The following is a 16,771-nucleotide window of genomic DNA, read 5'->3' as shown; positions in this document are numbered from 1 at the left end:
GCCGACGACTGACCCGTCCTGCTCGGGGCGCCGCCCGCGGAGGGCGGCGCCCGGCAGGCCCGGGCCGTGGACCGTGCTTGTCCCGAGGGGACGAAACGGGCACAGTGGTGGCCCGATGCGCCTCCCACACCGGTATGCCGTGCCCCTCCTGGTGCTGCCCCTCACCCTCGTCGCCGGGTGTGGAGGCGACCCCGCGGCCCCCGCGGCGGACGTGACCGCGGCGACGACGTACACGACGGTCCCGCCACTGCCGACTCCCACCGCCACGACCTCGGCGGTGCCGAAGGCCACCACGCCGAAGGCGACGAAACCCACCACTGCGCGGACGGTGGCCAGACAGACCACCCGCCACACGGCGTCGCCGAGCCCCCGGGCGACCGCGCCGAAGCCGGTGACCTCGTTGCCCCCCGTGCCCCGGTCCGGCGCCGAGCCGGCCGTGCGGTTCCCCACCAACGAGCCTGCGGTGGGCGCGGGCGCCAACGCCACCGTCGGGGCGGTGCCCGACTCGGCGTGGTCGCGTATGGTGGGCTACTCCTGGACGGCCGGCTGCCCCGTGGGCCGCGCGCAGCTGCGGTGGGTGCGGGTGAACTTCTGGGGGTTCGACGGCAAGCGGTCCCGCGGGTCCCTGGTGGTCAACGCGTCCATCGCCGACGAGGCCGCAGCCGCCTTCACCAGCCTCTACGAGCAGCACTTCCGCATCCGCCAGATGAAGCCGATGGACTCGGGCTGGGGCCACAACCCGAAGGGACCGGGCGCCGACGACTACGCCGCGATGGAGGCGGACAACACCTCCGCCTTCAACTGCCGCTACGTGGGCGGCGAGGAGGCGAGCAAGGTCTACAGCAAGCACGCCTACGGCACGGCCATCGACGTCAACGACTTCGAGAACCCGTACGTCGCCGACAACGGCACCGTGTACCCCGACCGCTACTGGCTGACCCGACGTGGGCCGGCCGCAGGGGTGTTCTCCTCGAGCAGCAGCTCAGCGGTGCGCGCCTTCACCTCGCAGGGGCTGCGCTGGGGCGGCCTGTGGAGCAACCCCGACCTCCAGCACTTCGACCGATGAGCGGCGTTCCGAACCGCGTCGGCACGCGCGCGCGCACCGCGGCCGTCGTGGCCGCCGCGACCGCGCTCGGCCTCCTCGCTGCGGGCTGCGGATCCGACCAGCAGGAGGCGGCGCCCGCCACGACGCCGCCCAGCCCGACGTCGACCGCCACGACGACGACCACGGCACCCCCGCGCACGACGACCGCGCGGCCACCGTCGACCACCCGTGCCACACCGAAGGCCACGCACCGTCCCTCGGCGACCAGGTCGAGCACGAAGCCCCGCCCCTCGAGCCGCCCCGCACCGAAGCCGTCGCCACGACCCTCGCCGACCCCGTCGGCCGCGACGTGCCAGGTCCCTGCCGGCGTCAGCGCCGCCCAGGTCGTCCTCGTCACCTCGTCCGGCTCCTCGGCGACGGTCCGCGCCTGCCGCCGGTCCGGGGGCCGCTACCTGCTGTCGCTCGGTCCCTACGCCGGCCACGTCGGCCGCAACGGTGTGAGCTCGGCCAAGCGGGAGGGTGACCTGCGCACGCCGATAGGCACGTTCCCGCTGCGCGGTGGCTTCGGGGTCCGGGCCGACCCGGGATTGGCCATGGGCTGGTTCAGGGTCGACAGCAGGGACGTCTGGGTGGACGACAGCGGCTCGTCGCTCTACAACACCCACCAGCGCACGCCCGCCGACGGACGGTGGAGCTCCGCGGAGGAGCTCCTCAACAGCCCGGCCTACGACTACGCCCAGGTCGTCGGCTACAACGAGTCGCGCACCCCGGGGCGCGGGTCGGCGATCTTCTTCCACGTCGACCTCGGCCACGGCACCGCCGGCTGCATCTCGCTGCCCGCCGGGCCGCTGCTCGCCGTGATGCAGTGGGAGCGGCCCGGCGCCGTGATGTCCATTCGCTGAGGGTCCTCTGGCCGCACCCGCCGCCACACGGCAGAGTGGCCCCATGCCTGTGCAGACCGTCGCCATGCTCACCGCGGGAGGGCTCGCGCCCTGTCTGTCCTCAGCCGTCGGGGGACTCATCGAGCGCTACACCGAGATCGCCCCGGACGTGCGCGTCATCGCCTACCGCAACGGGTACGCCGGGCTGCTCACCGGTGACTCGGTGGAGGTCACCGACGAGGTGCGCGCCAACGCCCACCGGCTGCACGCGTTCGGCGGCAGCCCCATCGGCAACAGCCGGGTCAAGCTGACCAACGTCGAGGACTGCGTACGGCGCGGGCTCGTGCAGGAGGGCCAGGACCCCCTGCACGTGGCGGCCGAGCAGCTGACCAGGGACGGGGTCGACGTGCTGCACACCATCGGCGGCGACGACACCAACGGCACGGCCGCCGACCTCGCCGCCTACCTGCACTCCAACGGGTACGAGCTCACCGTGGTGGGCCTGCCCAAGACGATCGACAACGACGTTGTCCCGATCCGCCAGTCGCTCGGCGCGTGGACCGCGGCGGAGCAGGGCGCGGTCTACGCGCGCAACATCGTGGCCGAGCACTCCTCCAACCCCCGCATGCTCATCGTCCACGAGGTCATGGGGCGCAACTGCGGCTGGCTCACCGCGGCCACCGCCCTCGAGCACCACCGCTGGGTGCAGCAGGCGCAGTTCGCCGGCTGGCTCGAGAACGCGCCGGAGCGCTGGGACGTGCACGGCGTCTTCGTGCCGGAGCGGCCGTTCGACATCGAGCAGGAGGCGGCACGCCTGCGCGGCCTCATGGACGAGCTCGACGGCGTCAACCTCTTCGTCTCCGAGGGTGCGGGGCTCGCCGAGATCGTCGCCTCCATGGAGGCGTCGGGCGCGGAGGTGCCCCGGGACCCCTTCGGGCACGTCCAGATCGACAAGGTCAACCCGGGCCAGTGGTTCGCCAAGCAGTTCGCCGAGCTGCTCGGTGCCGACAAGGTGCTCGTCCAGAAGAGCGGCTACTTCTCCCGCTCCGCAGCTCCCAACGCCGCGGACCTCGCCCTCATCCGGCAGTGCACCGACCACGCCGTCGACGCGGCGCTGCGCGGCGAGTCCGGCGTCGTCGGGCAGGACGAGGAGAGGGGGGACGAGCTGCGCGCCATCGAGTTCTCCCGCATCAAGGGTGGCAAGGCGTTCGACACCTCGGTGGAGTGGTTCACGACGCTGCTTGCCGACCTCGGCCAGTCGTAGCAGGGTCGGGGCATGACGACGTCGTCCTCCACCGCCCCGCACCCCGGCACCGCGGCCTACCGATCAGCACGCGACCAGCTCCTGGCCCTCTCCGGGCAGCACGACCGGGCGATGGCCGAGTTCCGTTGGCCCGTCGTGGGTCCCCGGTTCAGCTGGGCGGTCGACTGGTTCGACGTGGTGGCCCGCGGCAACGACCGCCTCGCCCTGTGGATCGTCGAGGAGGACGGGTCCGAGCAGCGGGTCACCTACGACGAGATGGCCACCCGGTCCGACCAGGTCGCCGTGTGGCTCTCCGGGCTCGGCGTCGGCAAGGGCGACCGGGTCCTGCTCATGCTCGGCAACCAGGTCGAGCTCTGGGAGACGATGCTCGCGGTCGCCAAGCTGGGCGCGGTCATCATGCCCACCACCGCAGCCCTCGGGCCGGCCGACCTGCGTGACCGCGTCGACCGCGGGGGTGCACGCGTCGTCGTCGCCAACGCCGCGGACGCAGCGAAGTTCGAGGAGGTGCGCGGCGAATACCTGCGCGTCGTCGTCGGCGACGTCGATGGCTGGCACCCCTACGCGGACTCGTATGCAGCGCAAGGCCATCCGTTCGAAGGTGTCACCGCCGCGACCGACCCTCTCCTCGTCTACTTCACCTCCGGGACGACGAGCAAGCCCAAGCTGGTCGAGCACACGCAGGTCTCCTACCCCGTCGGGCACCTCTCGACGATGTACTGGATCGGAGGGCGCCCGGGGGACGTGCACCTCGCGATCAGCTCGCCGGGCTGGGCCAAGCACGCCTGGTCGTGCTTCTTCGCGCCGTGGATCGCGGAGGCGACGATCTTCGTCTACAACTACACGCGGTTCGACGCGGCGGCCCTGCTGGAGCAGATCCGACGGGCCGGCGTGACGACGTTCTGCGCGCCACCGACGGTGTGGCGCATGCTGATCCAGGCCGACCTCGGGGGCGGAGGCGGGTCGCTGCGCGAGCTGCTCGCCGCCGGGGAGCCGCTCAACCCCGAGGTCATCAGCCAGGTCGAGAAGGCCTGGGGCCTGACCATCCGCGACGGCTACGGCCAGACCGAGACGACCCTGCAGATCGGCAACATCGCGGGTGACCGGGTGAAGCCGGGCTCGATGGGCCGGCCCATGCCCGGGGTGCCGGTGGCCCTGGTCGACCCGCTCACCGGCGAGGTCGGCGACGAGGGGGAGATCGTTCTCGACCTCTCGAAGCACCCGGTCAACCTCATGACCGGCTACCTCGGTGACCCCGAACGGCAGGCCGAGGCGATGGCGGGCGGTTTCTACCACACCGGTGACGTGGCCCAGCGGGACGCCGACGGCTACATCACCTACATCGGCCGCACCGACGACGTGTTCAAGGCCAGCGACTACAAGATCTCGCCGTTCGAGCTCGAGAGCGTGCTGATCGAGCACCCCGCCGTCGCAGAGGCGGCCGTCGTGCCCGCGCCCGACCCGACCCGGCTCGCCGTGCCCAAGGCATACGTCGCGCTGGCAGCCGGGTGGGAGCCCGACGCCGAGACGGCGCGGGCGATCCTGGCGTACGCGCGCGAGCACCTCGCGCCGTACCTGCGGGTCCGTCGCGTGGAGTTCTACGAGCTGCCCAAGACGATCTCGGGGAAGATCCGCAGGGTCGAGCTGCGCGACCGCGAGCAGCGTGCGTTCGACGGGGGCCGGTCGCTGTCGGAGGAGTTCCGGGACGACCAGTTCCCCGAGCTCAAGGGAGGACCGCGCGCCTGATCCGGTCCGCTACCGGTCGAGGGCGTCCCCCGAGTGGTCGCCGCCGTCGGAGCCCCCGTCGTCGCCGTCGTCGCCCGTCGAGGTCCGGCTGCCGTCACCGTCGCCGTCGTGGCTCCCCGAGGTGCTCGTCGACGACGGGTGGTCCGCGTCGTCGTCCTCGTGGGTCGAGCCACCGGTCACGACGGGCTCGGGTGCGTCGTCGCCCTCGTGCGACGAGCCGGCGGCGTGCTGCTCGGGTGGCGCGTCCTCGCCCTCGGTGCCGGCCTCGCGGGAGTCCCCGTCCTCGGTGGCCCTTCGTGGGGTGGCGCCGAGCGGGCTCGGACGGGTTGCGCGCCGGTGGGCGGGCGTCGAGGGTCTGCCGGAGGTGAGAGTCGCGGCAGCCGGGACTGCCGGCAGGTCGGCAGGGTCGGTGCCGGCGGGGTGCGGCAGCTCTGGGCGCGCAGGGACCACGACGGCTGGTGGCAGCGTGGGCCGGGCGGGGGACTGTGGCTCGCGCAGGGTGCCGAGCGCGGCAGCGGCGGTGGCCGTGACGAGCAGGATGCCTGCCACCGCCGTCGTCCCGGTGGCGGCGTTCCGGGCCCGGCGCGCACGGGCCGCGCGGGCCGACGCCACGGAGGCCGGGGCGGAGCCGGAGGCGCCGAGGAGGGCGGCGAGCTCCCCGGTGGGCTCGGGGGCCGGTCCGTTGCCGAGGTCCCGCAGGGAGTCCAGCACCGCGTCGAGGGGCGCGTCGCCCGACGGTCGCGCAGACCCCAGTACCGCCTCGGCCGTGGGGGCATCGAGGGACTGGTCGCCGGGGCGCGGGGTGGGGCTCATGTCGTCAGGTGTCATCGTCGGGCCGCTCGTGGGGTTACGCCGGGGTCGTGGAGGAGGGAGCGCAGGGCGAGCAGGCCGCGGCGCTGGAGCTGCTTGACGGCACCCACAGAGCGACCGAGGGCGAGGGCCGTCTCCTCGAGGCTGAGGCCGGCGACGACACGGAGAAGCACGACCTCACGCTGCCCGTCGCTGAGTGAGCCCACCAGGGCCAGCGCCTGCTCGGCGCCCAGGGCGCGGACCGCCTCGGTCTCGGCGGAGTCGCTGGAGCGCTCGTCCGTCTCGGGCAGGTAGGGCACGGTCACCGGCTGTCGCTGCCGGGCACGCAGCTCGTCGACGACCCGGGCGTGGGCGAGGGAGAACGTGAAGGTGCGCAGCCCGGCGGCTCCGCCGACGAGCTCCGGCAGGCGCCGGAAGAGGACGAGGAAGACCTCCTGCGTCAGCCCCTCGGGGTCGGTGGACCCGTGCGAGCGCAGGTAGCCGAGGACCCGGGGCGCCAGCGCCTCGTAGATCGAGCGCAGCGCCCCGGGTTCGCCTGCCGTCGCAGCAGCGACGAGCTCGTCGGTGACCGGGTGCACGGTGTGTCAGGGTGCCAGTGCCGGGTGCTCCGCGGAGGGGGAGTCTCGGTGGGCGCGTCGCTCAGTCGTCGCCGTGGTCGTCGCCGTGGTCGCCACCGTCGTCGCCGCCACCGTGGTCGCCGCCGTCCCCGTGGTCGCCGCTGTGCTCGCCCTGGTCATCACCCTCGTCGTCGTGGGTGGACGTGGACGTGGGGGTGGACTCGCCCTGGTCGTCGTCGCCCTGGTCGTCGGCGTCCTCGCCCTGGTCGTCGGACTCGGTGTGGGTGGCCGTCGACGTGTGGGTGTGGTGGCTGTGGGTCGGCGCCGGGGCGTGCGAGGTCTCGGACTCGCTCGGCTCGGACGTCTCGGAGGTCTCGGTCGGCTCCGAGGTCTCCGACGTCCTGGTCTTGGTGGGCTCGGCCGTCTCGGTCTTGGTGGGCTCGGCCGTCTCGGTCTCGGTGGGCTCCGCGGTGTCGTCGTCCGAGGAGGTCGCCGTGGTCGCGGAGACGGCCGGGAGGACGTGCGAGACAGGGCTGGTCGCCGCCTGGGCGGCACCGAAGCCGATGGCGCCGAGGACGGCTGCGGCGGCTCCGGCGCCGAGGACCTTGCGCCGGAGGGGGAGCGTGCGGGCCATGTCGGTTTCCTTGCTGCTGGGGGACGGGTTCCACGGTCGTCATCGACGATGGACCTCCGGGGTTACGTCGATCGCCGTAGTTGACCAAGTCTTTACGTACAGGTGCGTGGGCTTGCGGACGGAGGCGTGGCACCGGCCCGGGCCCAGCAACCCTCGCGGGGGAGGGAACCCGGTGCGATAGTGGGCGGATGGCCGACGACATCGACATCCAGGCACGCATCAAGGGGCTGATCGAGGAGGAGCACGGGCTGCGCTCGCAGCTCGGGGCCGGCGAGATCAGCGTCGAGGAGGAGAACCAGCGGCTCCGGAGCATCGAGGTCGAGCTGGACCAGTGCTGGGACCTGCTGCGGCAGCGCCGCGCCCGGCGCGAGTTCGGTGAGGACCCGGGCGCCGCACAGGTCCGTGACGCCAAGGTCGTGGAGAGCTACCGGGGCTGACCCCACGGCGTGGCGCGGGAGCCAGCCGCGCACTGGTCGTACCCTCGAAGGGAGCCGGGTACCCGATGTGAGGGGGTGCGCACCATGCGCACGATGTCCACGACACACGACCACCTGCACGTGCCCCACCACTCCTCGAGGTGGTGGGTGGGTCACACCGCGGTCGCTGTCACGGCCACGGTCGTGGTGCTCTACATCGCGGCCGTCGTCCTGACGCTGCTCGCCGTGTACGTCCTCTAGGACACCGCGGGGCCGGACCGCGGGGCAGGGCCTTCGCCCACGGCGGCCACCCGGCCTGTCCTGTCAGTGGCCGCGGTCGACCCACTCCTGCAGGTGCGGTGCCTCCGCGCCGATCACCGTCGGGTCCCCGTGGCCGGTGAGCACCACCGTCTCGTCAGGCAGCGTGAGGACCTTGTCGCGGATCGACTCGATGATCGTGCCGAAGTCGCTGTAGGAGCGCCCGGTCGCACCCGGGCCGCCGTTGAACAGGGTGTCGCCGGTGAACACGACCCCCAGGGCCGGGGCGTAGAGGCAGCAGGAGCCGGGCGTGTGGCCGGGGGTGTGGATGACGTGCAGGTCGACGTCACCGACGGTGATGACCTGGCCGTCGGCCAGCTCGTGGTCGGGGGTCACCGGGTAGAGCTCGTCCCAGAGCATCCGGTCCGCAGGGTGGAGGTACGCCGGAGCGCGCGTGCCGTCGCAGACCTCGCCGACGGCGTTGATGTGGTCGTTGTGGGCGTGCGTGGAGATGACGCCGACGACCTTGCGCTGACGGTCGATCGACTTCACGATCGCCCGGCCGTCGTGGGCGGCGTCGATGACGACGCACTCCTTGTCGTCGCCGACGACCCAGACGTTGTTGTCGACGTCCCAGCTGCCGCCGTCGAGCTCGAACGTGCCGGAGGTGACGATGCGGTCGACCCGCACGCCCCCCGCAGAGGGGGCGATCGACGGCATACCCGGGTCGCTCACAGCACCACCACCGAGCGCAGGACCTCGCCGCGCTCCATCTTGTGGAACGCAGCCTCGACGTCGCCGAGGCCGATGCGTTCCGTCACGAAGGCGTCGAGGTCGAACCGGCCCTGGCGGTAGAGGTCGACGAGCATGGGGAAGTCGCGCGAGGGGAGGCAGTCGCCGTACCAGCTGGACTTCAGCGCACCGCCGCGACCGAAGATCTCGATCATCGGCAGGGTGACCTGCTTGTCGGGCGTGGGCACGCCGACCAGGACCACGGTGCCTGCGAGGTCGCGGGCGTAGAACGCCTGCTCGTAGGTCTCGGGCCGACCGACCGCCTCGACGACCACGTCGGCGCCGAAGCCACCGGTGAGCTCACGGACCCTCTCGACGACGTCCTCGTCCTTGCCGTTGACCGTGTGGGTGGCGCCGAAGGACTTCGCACCCTCGAGCTTCCGGTCGTCGACGTCCACCGCGATGATCGTCGTCGCCCCCGCGACGGCGGCACCGGCGATGGCCGCGTTGCCGACGCCGCCGCACCCGATGACCGCGATGGAGTCGCCGCGGCCCACGCCACCGGTGTTGACGGCCGCACCGAAGCCGGCCATCACGCCGCAGCCGAGCAGGCCCACGGCGGCGGCGTCGGCCTCGGCGTCGACCTTGGTGCACTGGCCGGCGGCCACGAGGGTCTTCTCGATGAAGGCGCCGATGCCGAGGGCGGGGGACAGCTCGGTGCCGTCCTCGAGGGTCATCTTCTGCTTCGCGTTGTGGGTGTTGAAGCAGTACCAGGGCTTGCCCTTGGCGCACGCGCGGCACTGGCCGCAGACGGCCCGCCAGTTGAGGATGACGAAGTCGCCGGGCGCGACCTCGGTGACGCCCTCACCGACCGCCTCGACGACACCGGCGGCCTCGTGGCCCAGCAGGAAGGGGAACTCGTCGTTGATGCCGCCCTCGCGGTAGTGCAGGTCGGTGTGGCAGACGCCGCACGACTGGACCTGCACGACGGCCTCCCCGGGCCCGGGGTCCGGCACGACGACGTCGACCAGCTCGACGTCGGCACCCTTGCTGCGGGCGATGACGCCCTTGACGGTCTGTGGCATGCGTCGACCCTATGCGGGGTGCGGGGGCCCTGCCACAGGCGTCCCGCCACATCCCGGGCGGCCGTGGGTGCGACTCACGGGACCGAGCGGCCAGACCGTCCTCAGCCGATCGGTCGGATGCCCGGCGAGAGGTCAGCAAATGGGCGTGAACTCGTACAGACCACCCCTATCATCCACAGCACCACGCACGCACGAGTAGGCGGCGCAGCACCGGTCAGCACCCAGGCAACGGGTCGCCGGGTCGCCGGGAAGGGGCACGATGCTCCTGCACGCTGCCTTCTTCCCGCCCCACGACGTGGTGGCGGAGCTCGCCGACGTGGTCCGCTCCGTCGCCGGGCGCCACGAGGAGTTCCGACCGGTGTCCGTGGACGACATGCACGTCCACGTCACGAGCTTCGGCAACCTCGCCCGGGCCGATGCCGCCCGGCTGGCCGACCGCCTCGTCGCGGCCACCACCGAGTGGCCGCCCGCGCCGCGCCTGGCCATGGCCGGCTGCTCCGCGCTCGCGGGCGAGGGCGACCTCACCGTGTGCGCGCCACTCGTCGGTGAGGTGGACCAGATGCGCAGCATCGCGCGGGCCATCCCGGAGGTGGCGCAGACCATGGGGCTGCACGTCGACCGGCGGCGCTTCAAGCCCCAGGTCCCGGTGGGCGAGGTGACCGCCGACACGAGCCTGCCCTACCTCGAGCGGCTTGTGGCCGCCCTCGAGGGCTACCGCGGCCCGGAGTGGGTCCTGCCGGACCTCGTGCTGCTCAAGCCGAGCTGGGCGAGCTCGGACCACGAGTCGGCCACGGCGGACATCTACGCGATCATCCCGCTCGGCGCCCCGCAGGCGGCGTCGTGAGTGGCGACGGCGTGGGCGAGGTGACGGGCGCGTCCCGTGTCCGGTCGCTGGCCGTCCGGGTCGGCAGCCACTTCACGCGGGTCGCCACGGGCGCGCGCCCCACCGAGCAGGACGTGGTGCCCTTCGCCGTGCTGCTCCTCGGCGCGGTCGGCGCCGTGGTGGCCCCCTCGCCGCAACGGCTCTCCCCCCAGGTGGGGCTCGCCCTCGCCGCCCTCGGGGTCGCCCTGGTCGCGATCTGGGTCGCGGCGCGCGGACGGCGCCGGACCTGGGTCGACCCGGTCGGGCCGTGGCTCGTCCTGGTCTGCGTGGGCCTGCTGCGTGACGCGCTGGGAGGTGCCGCCTCCGGGGTGGGCACCCTCGTCGGCGTACCGGTCGTGTGGCTCGCGCTCTTCGGCACCTTCGGGGACCTCGCCGTCGCCGCCGTCCTCGCGGCCTCGGCCTTCGTCGCCCCGGCCCTGCTGAGCGACGCGCGCGACCTCGGGTCGGAGTGGCGGCCCGCCGTCCTCTGGGCAGGGGTGGCACTGCTCGCCGCACCGGTCGTGCAGTCCGTCGTCCGGCGCTTCGCCCGGGAGAGCAGGTCCGAGCGGGAGTCCGCCGCCCAGCTGCGCGGCATCATGGGCGGGGCCACGCTCACGAGCATCATCGCCACCGACCCCCAGGGGCGGATCACCGACTTCAACCTCGGTGCCGAGCAGATGCTCCGCTACACGGCGGCCGAGGCGCTCGGCCGGCCGGTCCACGAGCTCGTCCACGACGCCGAGGAGCTCGCCACCGCGGCCGGGCAGCTCGGGGTCGAGCCGGGCATCGAGGTGTTCGCCACGCTCGCCGAGCACCAGATGCCCAGCCGTGAGTGGACCTACATCCGCCAGGACGGACGCCGGATCGCCGTACGCCTCGCCGTGACCGAGCTGCGCAGCGACGCCGGCGACCTCGTCGGGTACCTCGGGGTGGCCGTCGACACCACGGCGGCCGTGGAGCTGCGCCGCGAGCTCAAGGAGGCGCAGGCGCTGTGGCGCGTCTCGATGGACCACCTCCCGGACACCAGCGTGCTGGTGGTCGACCGGACCCTCGAGGTGTCCCTGTCGACCGGCGGCGGCGCGCGACGCCAGGGCCTGGCGACCGCGGCCGGCCGGCAGGTGGACGAGGTCTTCAGCCCGCGCAACGCCGAGCTGCTCCTGCCCCTGGTCGAGGCGGCCATCGAGGGGCGTGAGGGCATCGTCGAGCTCACGGCGGTCGAGACCGGCGACGAGCACGAGGTGTGGGTGAGCCCCCTGCCCGGCACGTCGACCACCTCCGGCGCGGCCCTCATCATGGCCCGCGACGTGAGCCGCGACCGCGCCCGCGAGCGCGAGCTGCGTGCCAGCCACGACCGCGTGCAGCGGTTGTTCGTGGACGCCCCCCACGGCATCGCCGTCCTGGGCCGCGACGGGGTCATCCGGCAGGTCAACCCCTCGCTGTGCGCGCTCCTCGGCCGCCGCGAGGACGAGCTGGTGGGTATGCCCCTCGCGGACCTCGGCGGCGCCGAGGACGCGACGATCGCCGGCATGCTCGCCGACGCCACGAGCGGTGAGGCTCCGACCGGGCACGTGGACTGGACCGTCGTCACGCCCGCCTGGGACCAGGTTCACCTGAGCCTCTCGAGCACGGTCCTCGCCGGTGCCGACGGAGAGGTGCTGGTCAACTTCGCCGACGTGTCAGAGCGATTCGTCTACGAGCAGCAGCTGGCCCACCTCGCCGACCACGACGCCCTCACCGGGCTGGCCAACCGGCGCAAGTTCTCCGCCGAGCTCGACCGGCACCTGGACTTCTGCCGACGGTACGGCGCTCGCGGAGCCCTGCTCCTCATCGACCTCGACCACTTCAAGGAGGTCAACGACACCCTGGGCCACAGCGCCGGCGACGAGCTGCTCGTCGGGCTGGCCGGGGTCCTGCGCCGCAGCGTCAGGGCCACCGACGTCGTGGCCAGGCTGGGTGGCGACGAGTTCGCGGTCCTCCTCCTCGAGACCGACTTGGCGGGCACCGAGCTCGTCGCCGAGAACCTCGTGGCCGCGGTCCGCGCCCACGAGACGGCGCTGGGACCTGCGGCCGAGGCGGTAACGGCCAGTGTGGGCGCCGTGGTCATCGAGGGTGGCTCCGGCTCGGCCGAGGAGCTGCTGTCCAGCGCCGACGCGCTCATGTACCAGGCGAAGAACGCGGGTCGCGACGGCTGGGCGGTCCTGCGGCCGGGGGCCACCGTGGGCGGCCCCGCGCTGCCCGCGGCCACGGAGGGCGCCGTGGCCACCGACGGCACCGTGGCCTCCAAGGACGCCGTGGTCGCCGAGGCAGTCGCGCCCACCGTGACCGAGCGCCTGGAGCGCGCACTGGCCGAGGGAGGCTTCCGGCTCCAGCTCCAGCCGATCTGGGACCTGCGCGCCGGACGGGTCACCGGGGCCGAGGCGCTGCTCCGCCTCGGTGAGGGTGCCGACGCGGTGTCGCCGGCGCAGTTCCTCCCGCACGCCGAACGGTCCGGCCTCATCCTCGCCGTCGACCGCTGGGTGGTCGAGCACGCGGTGCCGCTGCTGGCACGGTGCCGAGCCGTGCAGCCCGACTTCGAGCTCGCCGTCAACCTGTCCGGGCGCAGCATGGGCGACCTCGTGCTCGAGCGCGTCATCCTCGACACGCTCGACCGCCACGGTGTGGACCCTGCCGGGCTCGTCCTCGAGGTGACCGAGACGGCCGCGGTGTCTGACCTCGAGTCGGCCCGGGGCTTCGCCGAGCGCGTGACGGCCAGGGGCTGCCGGTTCGCGCTCGACGACTTCGGCGCCGGCTTCGGTTCGTTCCACTACCTCAAGAACCTGCCGTTCGACTACGTCAAGATCGACGGCGAGTTCGTGGCCGCCTGTGACGTCAACGCGACCGACCGCGCCATCGTGAGCTCGGTGGTCGGCATCGCCCACCGCCTCGGCAAGCAGGTCGTGGCCGAGTACGTCACCTCGCCGGCCATCCTGCGGGTGCTCGAGGAGGAAGGCGTCGACTTCGCGCAGGGCCACCACATCGGGCGCCCCACCGACCTCGACGCCTTCCTCGACGCCCTCGGGTCCGAGGCCGGGTCACAGGCCTTCCACGCCCTGGCGGACCCGGCCCCGGCCTAGAACCAGCCGAGGCCCTCGGCGATGAGGACCAGGCCGAAGACCAGGAACGCCACCGACGCCCCGATCTTGATGACCCGCTCGGGGAGCTTCTTGCCGAGGACCGCCCCGACGCCGATCGCGAGGGCGTCCGCCGCGACCATGCCGACGGTGCTGCCGATCCAGGTCCCCAGCCAGCCCTCCTGGGTCGCCAGGGTGATCGTCGCGAGCATGGTCTTGTCGCCGAGCTCGGCGAGGAAGAAGGCGATGCCGACGGCGATGACCGCCTTGCCGGTGCTGCGTCGGGCCTTGTCGGCCTCGTCCTCGGTCAGCTCGTCGCCCCGCAAGGTCCACGCGGCGAAGACGATGAACGCCACGCCGGCGACGATCGAGATGATCCACTGGCTGTCGGCGAACTGGCTGCCCACGACCTGGCCGATGCCCACCGAGGCGAGGTGGACGACCGCGGTCGCGATGGTGATGCCGATGAGCACCTGGCGCACGGTGTACCGCGTCGCGAAGGTCATGGCCATCAGCTGGCTCTTGTCGCCGAGCTCGGCCACGAAGATGACCGCGGTGCTCAACAGGAAGGCGTACATGGGGGACTCGTCTCCTCGCCGCCGGGCCGAGGAGAGCGTGTCTGGACGTCCCTTCGACCAGGCACGTCCGATGAATGGGTGCGTGTGCTGGTCGAAAGTCTCGTCCGCCACCGCTGTGGATCCGGTGGCCCACCGCACCGGACCCGGGGGTCAGTGTGTCGACGCGGCGATTGGGGACTACTCCCTTTCGACGTCCACGGTACCCGGCGGGGGCGGCGCCGGACGAATCGAGCAGTTCTCCGGCCCCGCCCTGCGTGGTCTGCGATGGTCGCCACTTGGACCGACTCCACGAGTGGTCGGTCTCGTGGTCGGCTCGCTCACCCGGGTCCGCCACAGCACCCACCACGGCTGACGAGGGCCCCTACGCTGCCCCCATGGCACGGGTGCTGGTGACGGGGATGTCGGGGGCAGGCAAGAGCACCCTGCTGACCGCGCTCGCCGGACGCGGCCACCTCACGATCGACACGGACTACGACGGCTGGGAGCTGCCCGGCTCCGTGTGGGACGAGGCGAGGATGGGCGAACTGCTCGCCGGGCACCCGACCGTCGCGGTCCTGGCCGACCGGGTCGAGGAGTGCCTCCGCACGTCCTGAGCGGGCCGCCCCTGACGACGTGTGGTGGCTACGTCTTCTGGGGGACCCATCCGGAGGGGCGACGGCCTCGAATGTGAGGTGGGTCACTCGGGTGCAGGCGCCCGGTCGGGTGTGGGTGGTCCGTCCAGCGCGGCCTCCCGACGGCCGTGCCGTCCCGAGGAGAGATCATGTCCGATGCCACTCGGCGGACGTTCCTGGCTGCGGCCGGGACCGGAGCCGCTGCCGCCGCAGCCGTTGCTGCCGCACCCGGTGCCCTGGCCGCCGGTGCCCGTGGAGCCGTACCGGATGCGGGTCCCGGGCCCGCTGCCACCGGTGACCGGCTCGTCGCCTACGTCGCCGACCCCCGGTCGGGGCGCATCACCGTCATGTACGGCGAGGACGAGGTGACCGTGCACGACGCGGACCTCGTGCGCCGCCTCGCCGGGATCGCGAGGAGCTGACCCATGTCCTCGCACCGTGAGGCGCCGGAGGTCTCCAAGGACCCGGTCGCCGACAACACCGACGTCTACGCGTTCGTCAGCCCGGACAAGCCGGGCACCGTCACGCTCATCGCCAACTTCATCCCGTTCCAGAACCCGCAGGGTGGCCCCAACTTCTACGAGTTCGGCGACGACGTGCTCTACGAGATCCACGTCAGCAACCGCGGCGACGCCATGTCCGACGTGACCTACCAGTTCAGGTTCACCACCCGGATCCGCAACAAGGACACCTTCCTCTACAACACCGGGCCGATCGGCTCCATCACCGACCCGAACTGGAACCGGCCGCAGTACTACTCGGTGACCCGGGTCGCCCGGGGCGACCGGCCGCGGACCCTGGCCAGCAACCTCACGTGCCCGCCGGTCAACATCGGCCCGCGGTCGACGCCCCACTACGGGAGGTTCACCTCCGCAGCCGTGCACGCCATCCAGGGCGGCCGCACCGTGTTCGCGGGGCAGCGGGGTGAGGGCTTCCACGTCGACGTCGGCAGCATCTTCGACCTGGGCACGCTGCGACCGTTCGAGATGCTGCACCTCATCCCGTCCGCCGCCGCCGTGGGCGTCAACGGCACCCAGGGCCTGAACGTGCACAGCATCGCGATCCAGGTGCCCGTCACGGACCTGACCAGGGGCGGGGTACGGCCGACCGACGTCATGGCCGCGACCTCCACCATCGGGGTGTGGGCCTCGGCGAGCCGCCAGCGCTCGCGCATCTGGGACGACGCCACGGGCCGCTACTCCGACCACGGGCCGTGGGGCCAGGTCTCCCGGCTCGGCAACCCGCTGTTCAACGAGGTCATCACCCCGATGGCCGAGAAGGACCGCTGGAACGCCACCGCGCCGTACGACGACGCCCAGTTCGCCAAGTACGTCGCGAAGCCCGAGCTCGCCCGGCTGCTCCCCGTCCTGTACCCGGGGGTGTTCCCGAAGCTCGCGGCGTACACGAAGAACCGTGCGGACCTGCTCGCGATCCTGCTCACCGGCATCCCCGGTGGCGTCGTGCCCGGCTTCCAGAACTACACCGGCGCCAGGCAGGCGGACATGCTGCGGCTCAACGTCGCGGTGCCACCCAGCAGCAACCCCAACCCCATCGGGCTGGTCGCGGGCGATGCCGCCGGCTTCCCCAACGGGCGCCGGGTCGTCGACGACGTGGTGGCGATCGAGCTGCGTGCCGTCGCGGGGGCGACCATCCCCCTCGTCGACCCGGGCTTCACCCCGGACGCCGCGAGCGCCGGCCTCACGGACGGGACCAGCAACACCAACCGGCCCTACCTCCACTCCTTCCCCTACCTGGCCGACCCCGCGGGGGGCTACCAGACCACCCCCGGCACCCCTGCGGCCTGACCCGTCCCACCGATCGAGAGCAGCCGAGCCATGAACCACGAGAACCCGTTCGCGGGCCAGGGCCCGGTCCTGCTCGACATCGGTGGCAGCCACGGCGCGCTGGTCGTGTCGATGCCCTCGAGCGCCGAGGGGCTGGAGGTCGAGGTGCGCCCTGCCGGGACCACGGCGGCCGCCACCGCGGGTCACCACCCGCACGTGGCGGTCGTCGCCCGGCCCGGACCCGGTGGACCGGTCCACACCCTCGTCTACCCGGACCTCGTCGAGGGCGACTACGAGCTGGTCCCCCTGCCCGGGAACGAGGTCGTCATGACGGCGCACGTCACCGGCGGCGAGGTGGCCTCGGTGGTGTGGCCCGGGGGTTGACGCCCTCGGGCCCGCCG

General features: G+C 72.7%; 18 protein-coding genes. 12 read left to right on the top strand and 6 right to left on the bottom strand.

What is annotated here, in order from left to right:
• The first annotated feature begins 115 nt into the window (after positions 1-115).
• From ABEA42_RS02355 to ABEA42_RS02340, 4 genes are read left to right on the top strand one after another with little or no spacing between them, the layout of a single operon-like run.
• Complete coding sequence (locus ABEA42_RS02355) at positions 116-1,066, top strand: M15 family metallopeptidase (protein WP_345500895.1); 951 nt, start codon at positions 116-118, stop codon at positions 1,064-1,066.
• Entirely contained in the window at positions 1,063-1,947 is an 885-nt protein-coding gene (locus tag ABEA42_RS02350; protein ID WP_345500894.1) for a L,D-transpeptidase family protein, read from the top strand. The genes ABEA42_RS02355 and ABEA42_RS02350 overlap by 4 nt, the downstream gene beginning before the upstream one ends.
• A 43-nt stretch (positions 1,948-1,990) precedes the next feature.
• The gene (locus ABEA42_RS02345) at positions 1,991-3,190 is read left to right on the top strand and encodes a pyrophosphate--fructose-6-phosphate 1-phosphotransferase (RefSeq protein ID WP_345500893.1); all 1,200 of its coding nucleotides are present in this window, start codon (positions 1,991-1,993) and stop codon (positions 3,188-3,190) included.
• 12 nt (positions 3,191-3,202) lie between these two features.
• On the top strand, positions 3,203-4,933 hold the full coding sequence (locus ABEA42_RS02340; protein WP_345500892.1) for an AMP-binding protein: 1,731 nt from the start codon (positions 3,203-3,205) through the stop codon (positions 4,931-4,933).
• 9 nt (positions 4,934-4,942) lie between these two features.
• On the opposite strand, the gene ABEA42_RS02335 is transcribed toward ABEA42_RS02340, so the two are convergent.
• From ABEA42_RS02335 to ABEA42_RS02325, 3 genes are all read right to left on the bottom strand, one after another.
• Positions 4,943-5,761, bottom strand: coding sequence for a hypothetical protein (locus ABEA42_RS02335; RefSeq protein ID WP_345500891.1), 819 nt, complete (start codon positions 5,759-5,761; stop codon positions 4,943-4,945).
• A complete protein-coding gene (locus ABEA42_RS02330) occupies positions 5,758-6,321 on the bottom strand; it encodes an RNA polymerase sigma factor (RefSeq protein WP_345500890.1) in 564 nt (187 codons plus the stop codon). Before ABEA42_RS02330 ends, ABEA42_RS02335 begins: the two co-directional genes overlap by 4 nt.
• A 61-nt stretch (positions 6,322-6,382) precedes the next feature.
• Positions 6,383-6,934, bottom strand: coding sequence for a hypothetical protein (locus ABEA42_RS02325; RefSeq protein ID WP_345500888.1), 552 nt, complete (start codon positions 6,932-6,934; stop codon positions 6,383-6,385).
• A 188-nt stretch (positions 6,935-7,122) separates the two neighbouring features.
• On the opposite strand from ABEA42_RS02325, the gene ABEA42_RS02320 reads away from it, so the two are divergent.
• Positions 7,123-7,371, top strand: coding sequence for a DUF2630 family protein (locus tag ABEA42_RS02320; protein WP_345500886.1), 249 nt, complete (start codon positions 7,123-7,125; stop codon positions 7,369-7,371).
• 93 nt (positions 7,372-7,464) lie between these two features.
• Complete coding sequence (locus tag ABEA42_RS02315) at positions 7,465-7,611, top strand: hypothetical protein (RefSeq protein WP_345500885.1); 147 nt, start codon at positions 7,465-7,467, stop codon at positions 7,609-7,611.
• 63 nt (positions 7,612-7,674) lie between these two features.
• Here the strand turns inward: ABEA42_RS02315 and ABEA42_RS02310 are convergent, their stop codons facing one another.
• Positions 7,675-8,328, bottom strand: a complete 654-nt coding sequence (locus ABEA42_RS02310; protein ID WP_345501417.1) for an MBL fold metallo-hydrolase — start codon at positions 8,326-8,328, stop codon at positions 7,675-7,677.
• Positions 8,329-8,339: 11 nt separating this feature from the next.
• On the bottom strand, positions 8,340-9,425 hold the full coding sequence (locus tag ABEA42_RS02305) for an S-(hydroxymethyl)mycothiol dehydrogenase (protein WP_345500883.1): 1,086 nt from the start codon (positions 9,423-9,425) through the stop codon (positions 8,340-8,342).
• A 259-nt stretch (positions 9,426-9,684) separates the two neighbouring features.
• Between ABEA42_RS02305 and ABEA42_RS02300 the strand changes: the two genes are divergently transcribed.
• The gene (locus tag ABEA42_RS02300) at positions 9,685-10,269 is read left to right on the top strand and encodes a hypothetical protein (protein WP_345500881.1); all 585 of its coding nucleotides are present in this window, start codon (positions 9,685-9,687) and stop codon (positions 10,267-10,269) included.
• Positions 10,266-13,400: a sensor domain-containing protein gene (locus ABEA42_RS02295; RefSeq protein WP_345500879.1), complete on the top strand. Its 3,135-nt coding sequence runs from the start codon at positions 10,266-10,268 to the stop codon at positions 13,398-13,400. Before ABEA42_RS02300 ends, ABEA42_RS02295 begins: the two co-directional genes overlap by 4 nt.
• Here ABEA42_RS02295 and ABEA42_RS02290 read toward each other — a convergent pair.
• A complete protein-coding gene (locus ABEA42_RS02290; RefSeq protein ID WP_345500877.1) occupies positions 13,397-13,975 on the bottom strand; it encodes a TMEM165/GDT1 family protein in 579 nt (192 codons plus the stop codon). The two genes, ABEA42_RS02295 and ABEA42_RS02290, sit on opposite strands and share 4 nt — an antisense overlap.
• 374 nt (positions 13,976-14,349) lie before the next feature.
• Between ABEA42_RS02290 and ABEA42_RS02285 the strand changes: the two genes are divergently transcribed.
• The 4 genes from ABEA42_RS02285 to ABEA42_RS02270 all read left to right on the top strand — a co-directional run bounded on the left by ABEA42_RS02285 (position 14,350) and on the right by ABEA42_RS02270 (position 16,754).
• Positions 14,350-14,568, top strand: a complete 219-nt coding sequence (locus ABEA42_RS02285; RefSeq protein WP_345500875.1) for a hypothetical protein — start codon at positions 14,350-14,352, stop codon at positions 14,566-14,568.
• 167 nt (positions 14,569-14,735) lie between these two features.
• Entirely contained in the window at positions 14,736-15,008 is a 273-nt protein-coding gene (locus tag ABEA42_RS02280; protein WP_345500874.1) for a hypothetical protein, read from the top strand.
• Positions 15,009-15,011: 3 nt separating this feature from the next.
• Positions 15,012-16,391, top strand: coding sequence for a DUF4331 domain-containing protein (locus ABEA42_RS02275; protein WP_345500872.1), 1,380 nt, complete (start codon positions 15,012-15,014; stop codon positions 16,389-16,391).
• 30 nt (positions 16,392-16,421) lie between these two features.
• Entirely contained in the window at positions 16,422-16,754 is a 333-nt protein-coding gene (locus tag ABEA42_RS02270) for a hypothetical protein (RefSeq protein ID WP_345500870.1), read from the top strand.
• Positions 16,755-16,771 lie beyond the last annotated feature (17 nt).

Source organism: Pedococcus ginsenosidimutans (genome assembly GCF_039544395.1).
GTDB classification, from domain to species: Bacteria; Actinomycetota; Actinomycetes; order Actinomycetales; family Dermatophilaceae; genus Pedococcus; species Pedococcus ginsenosidimutans.
The sequence above is the reverse complement of the archived record's forward strand: the minus strand, read 5'-3'. Positions and strand labels throughout refer to the sequence as shown.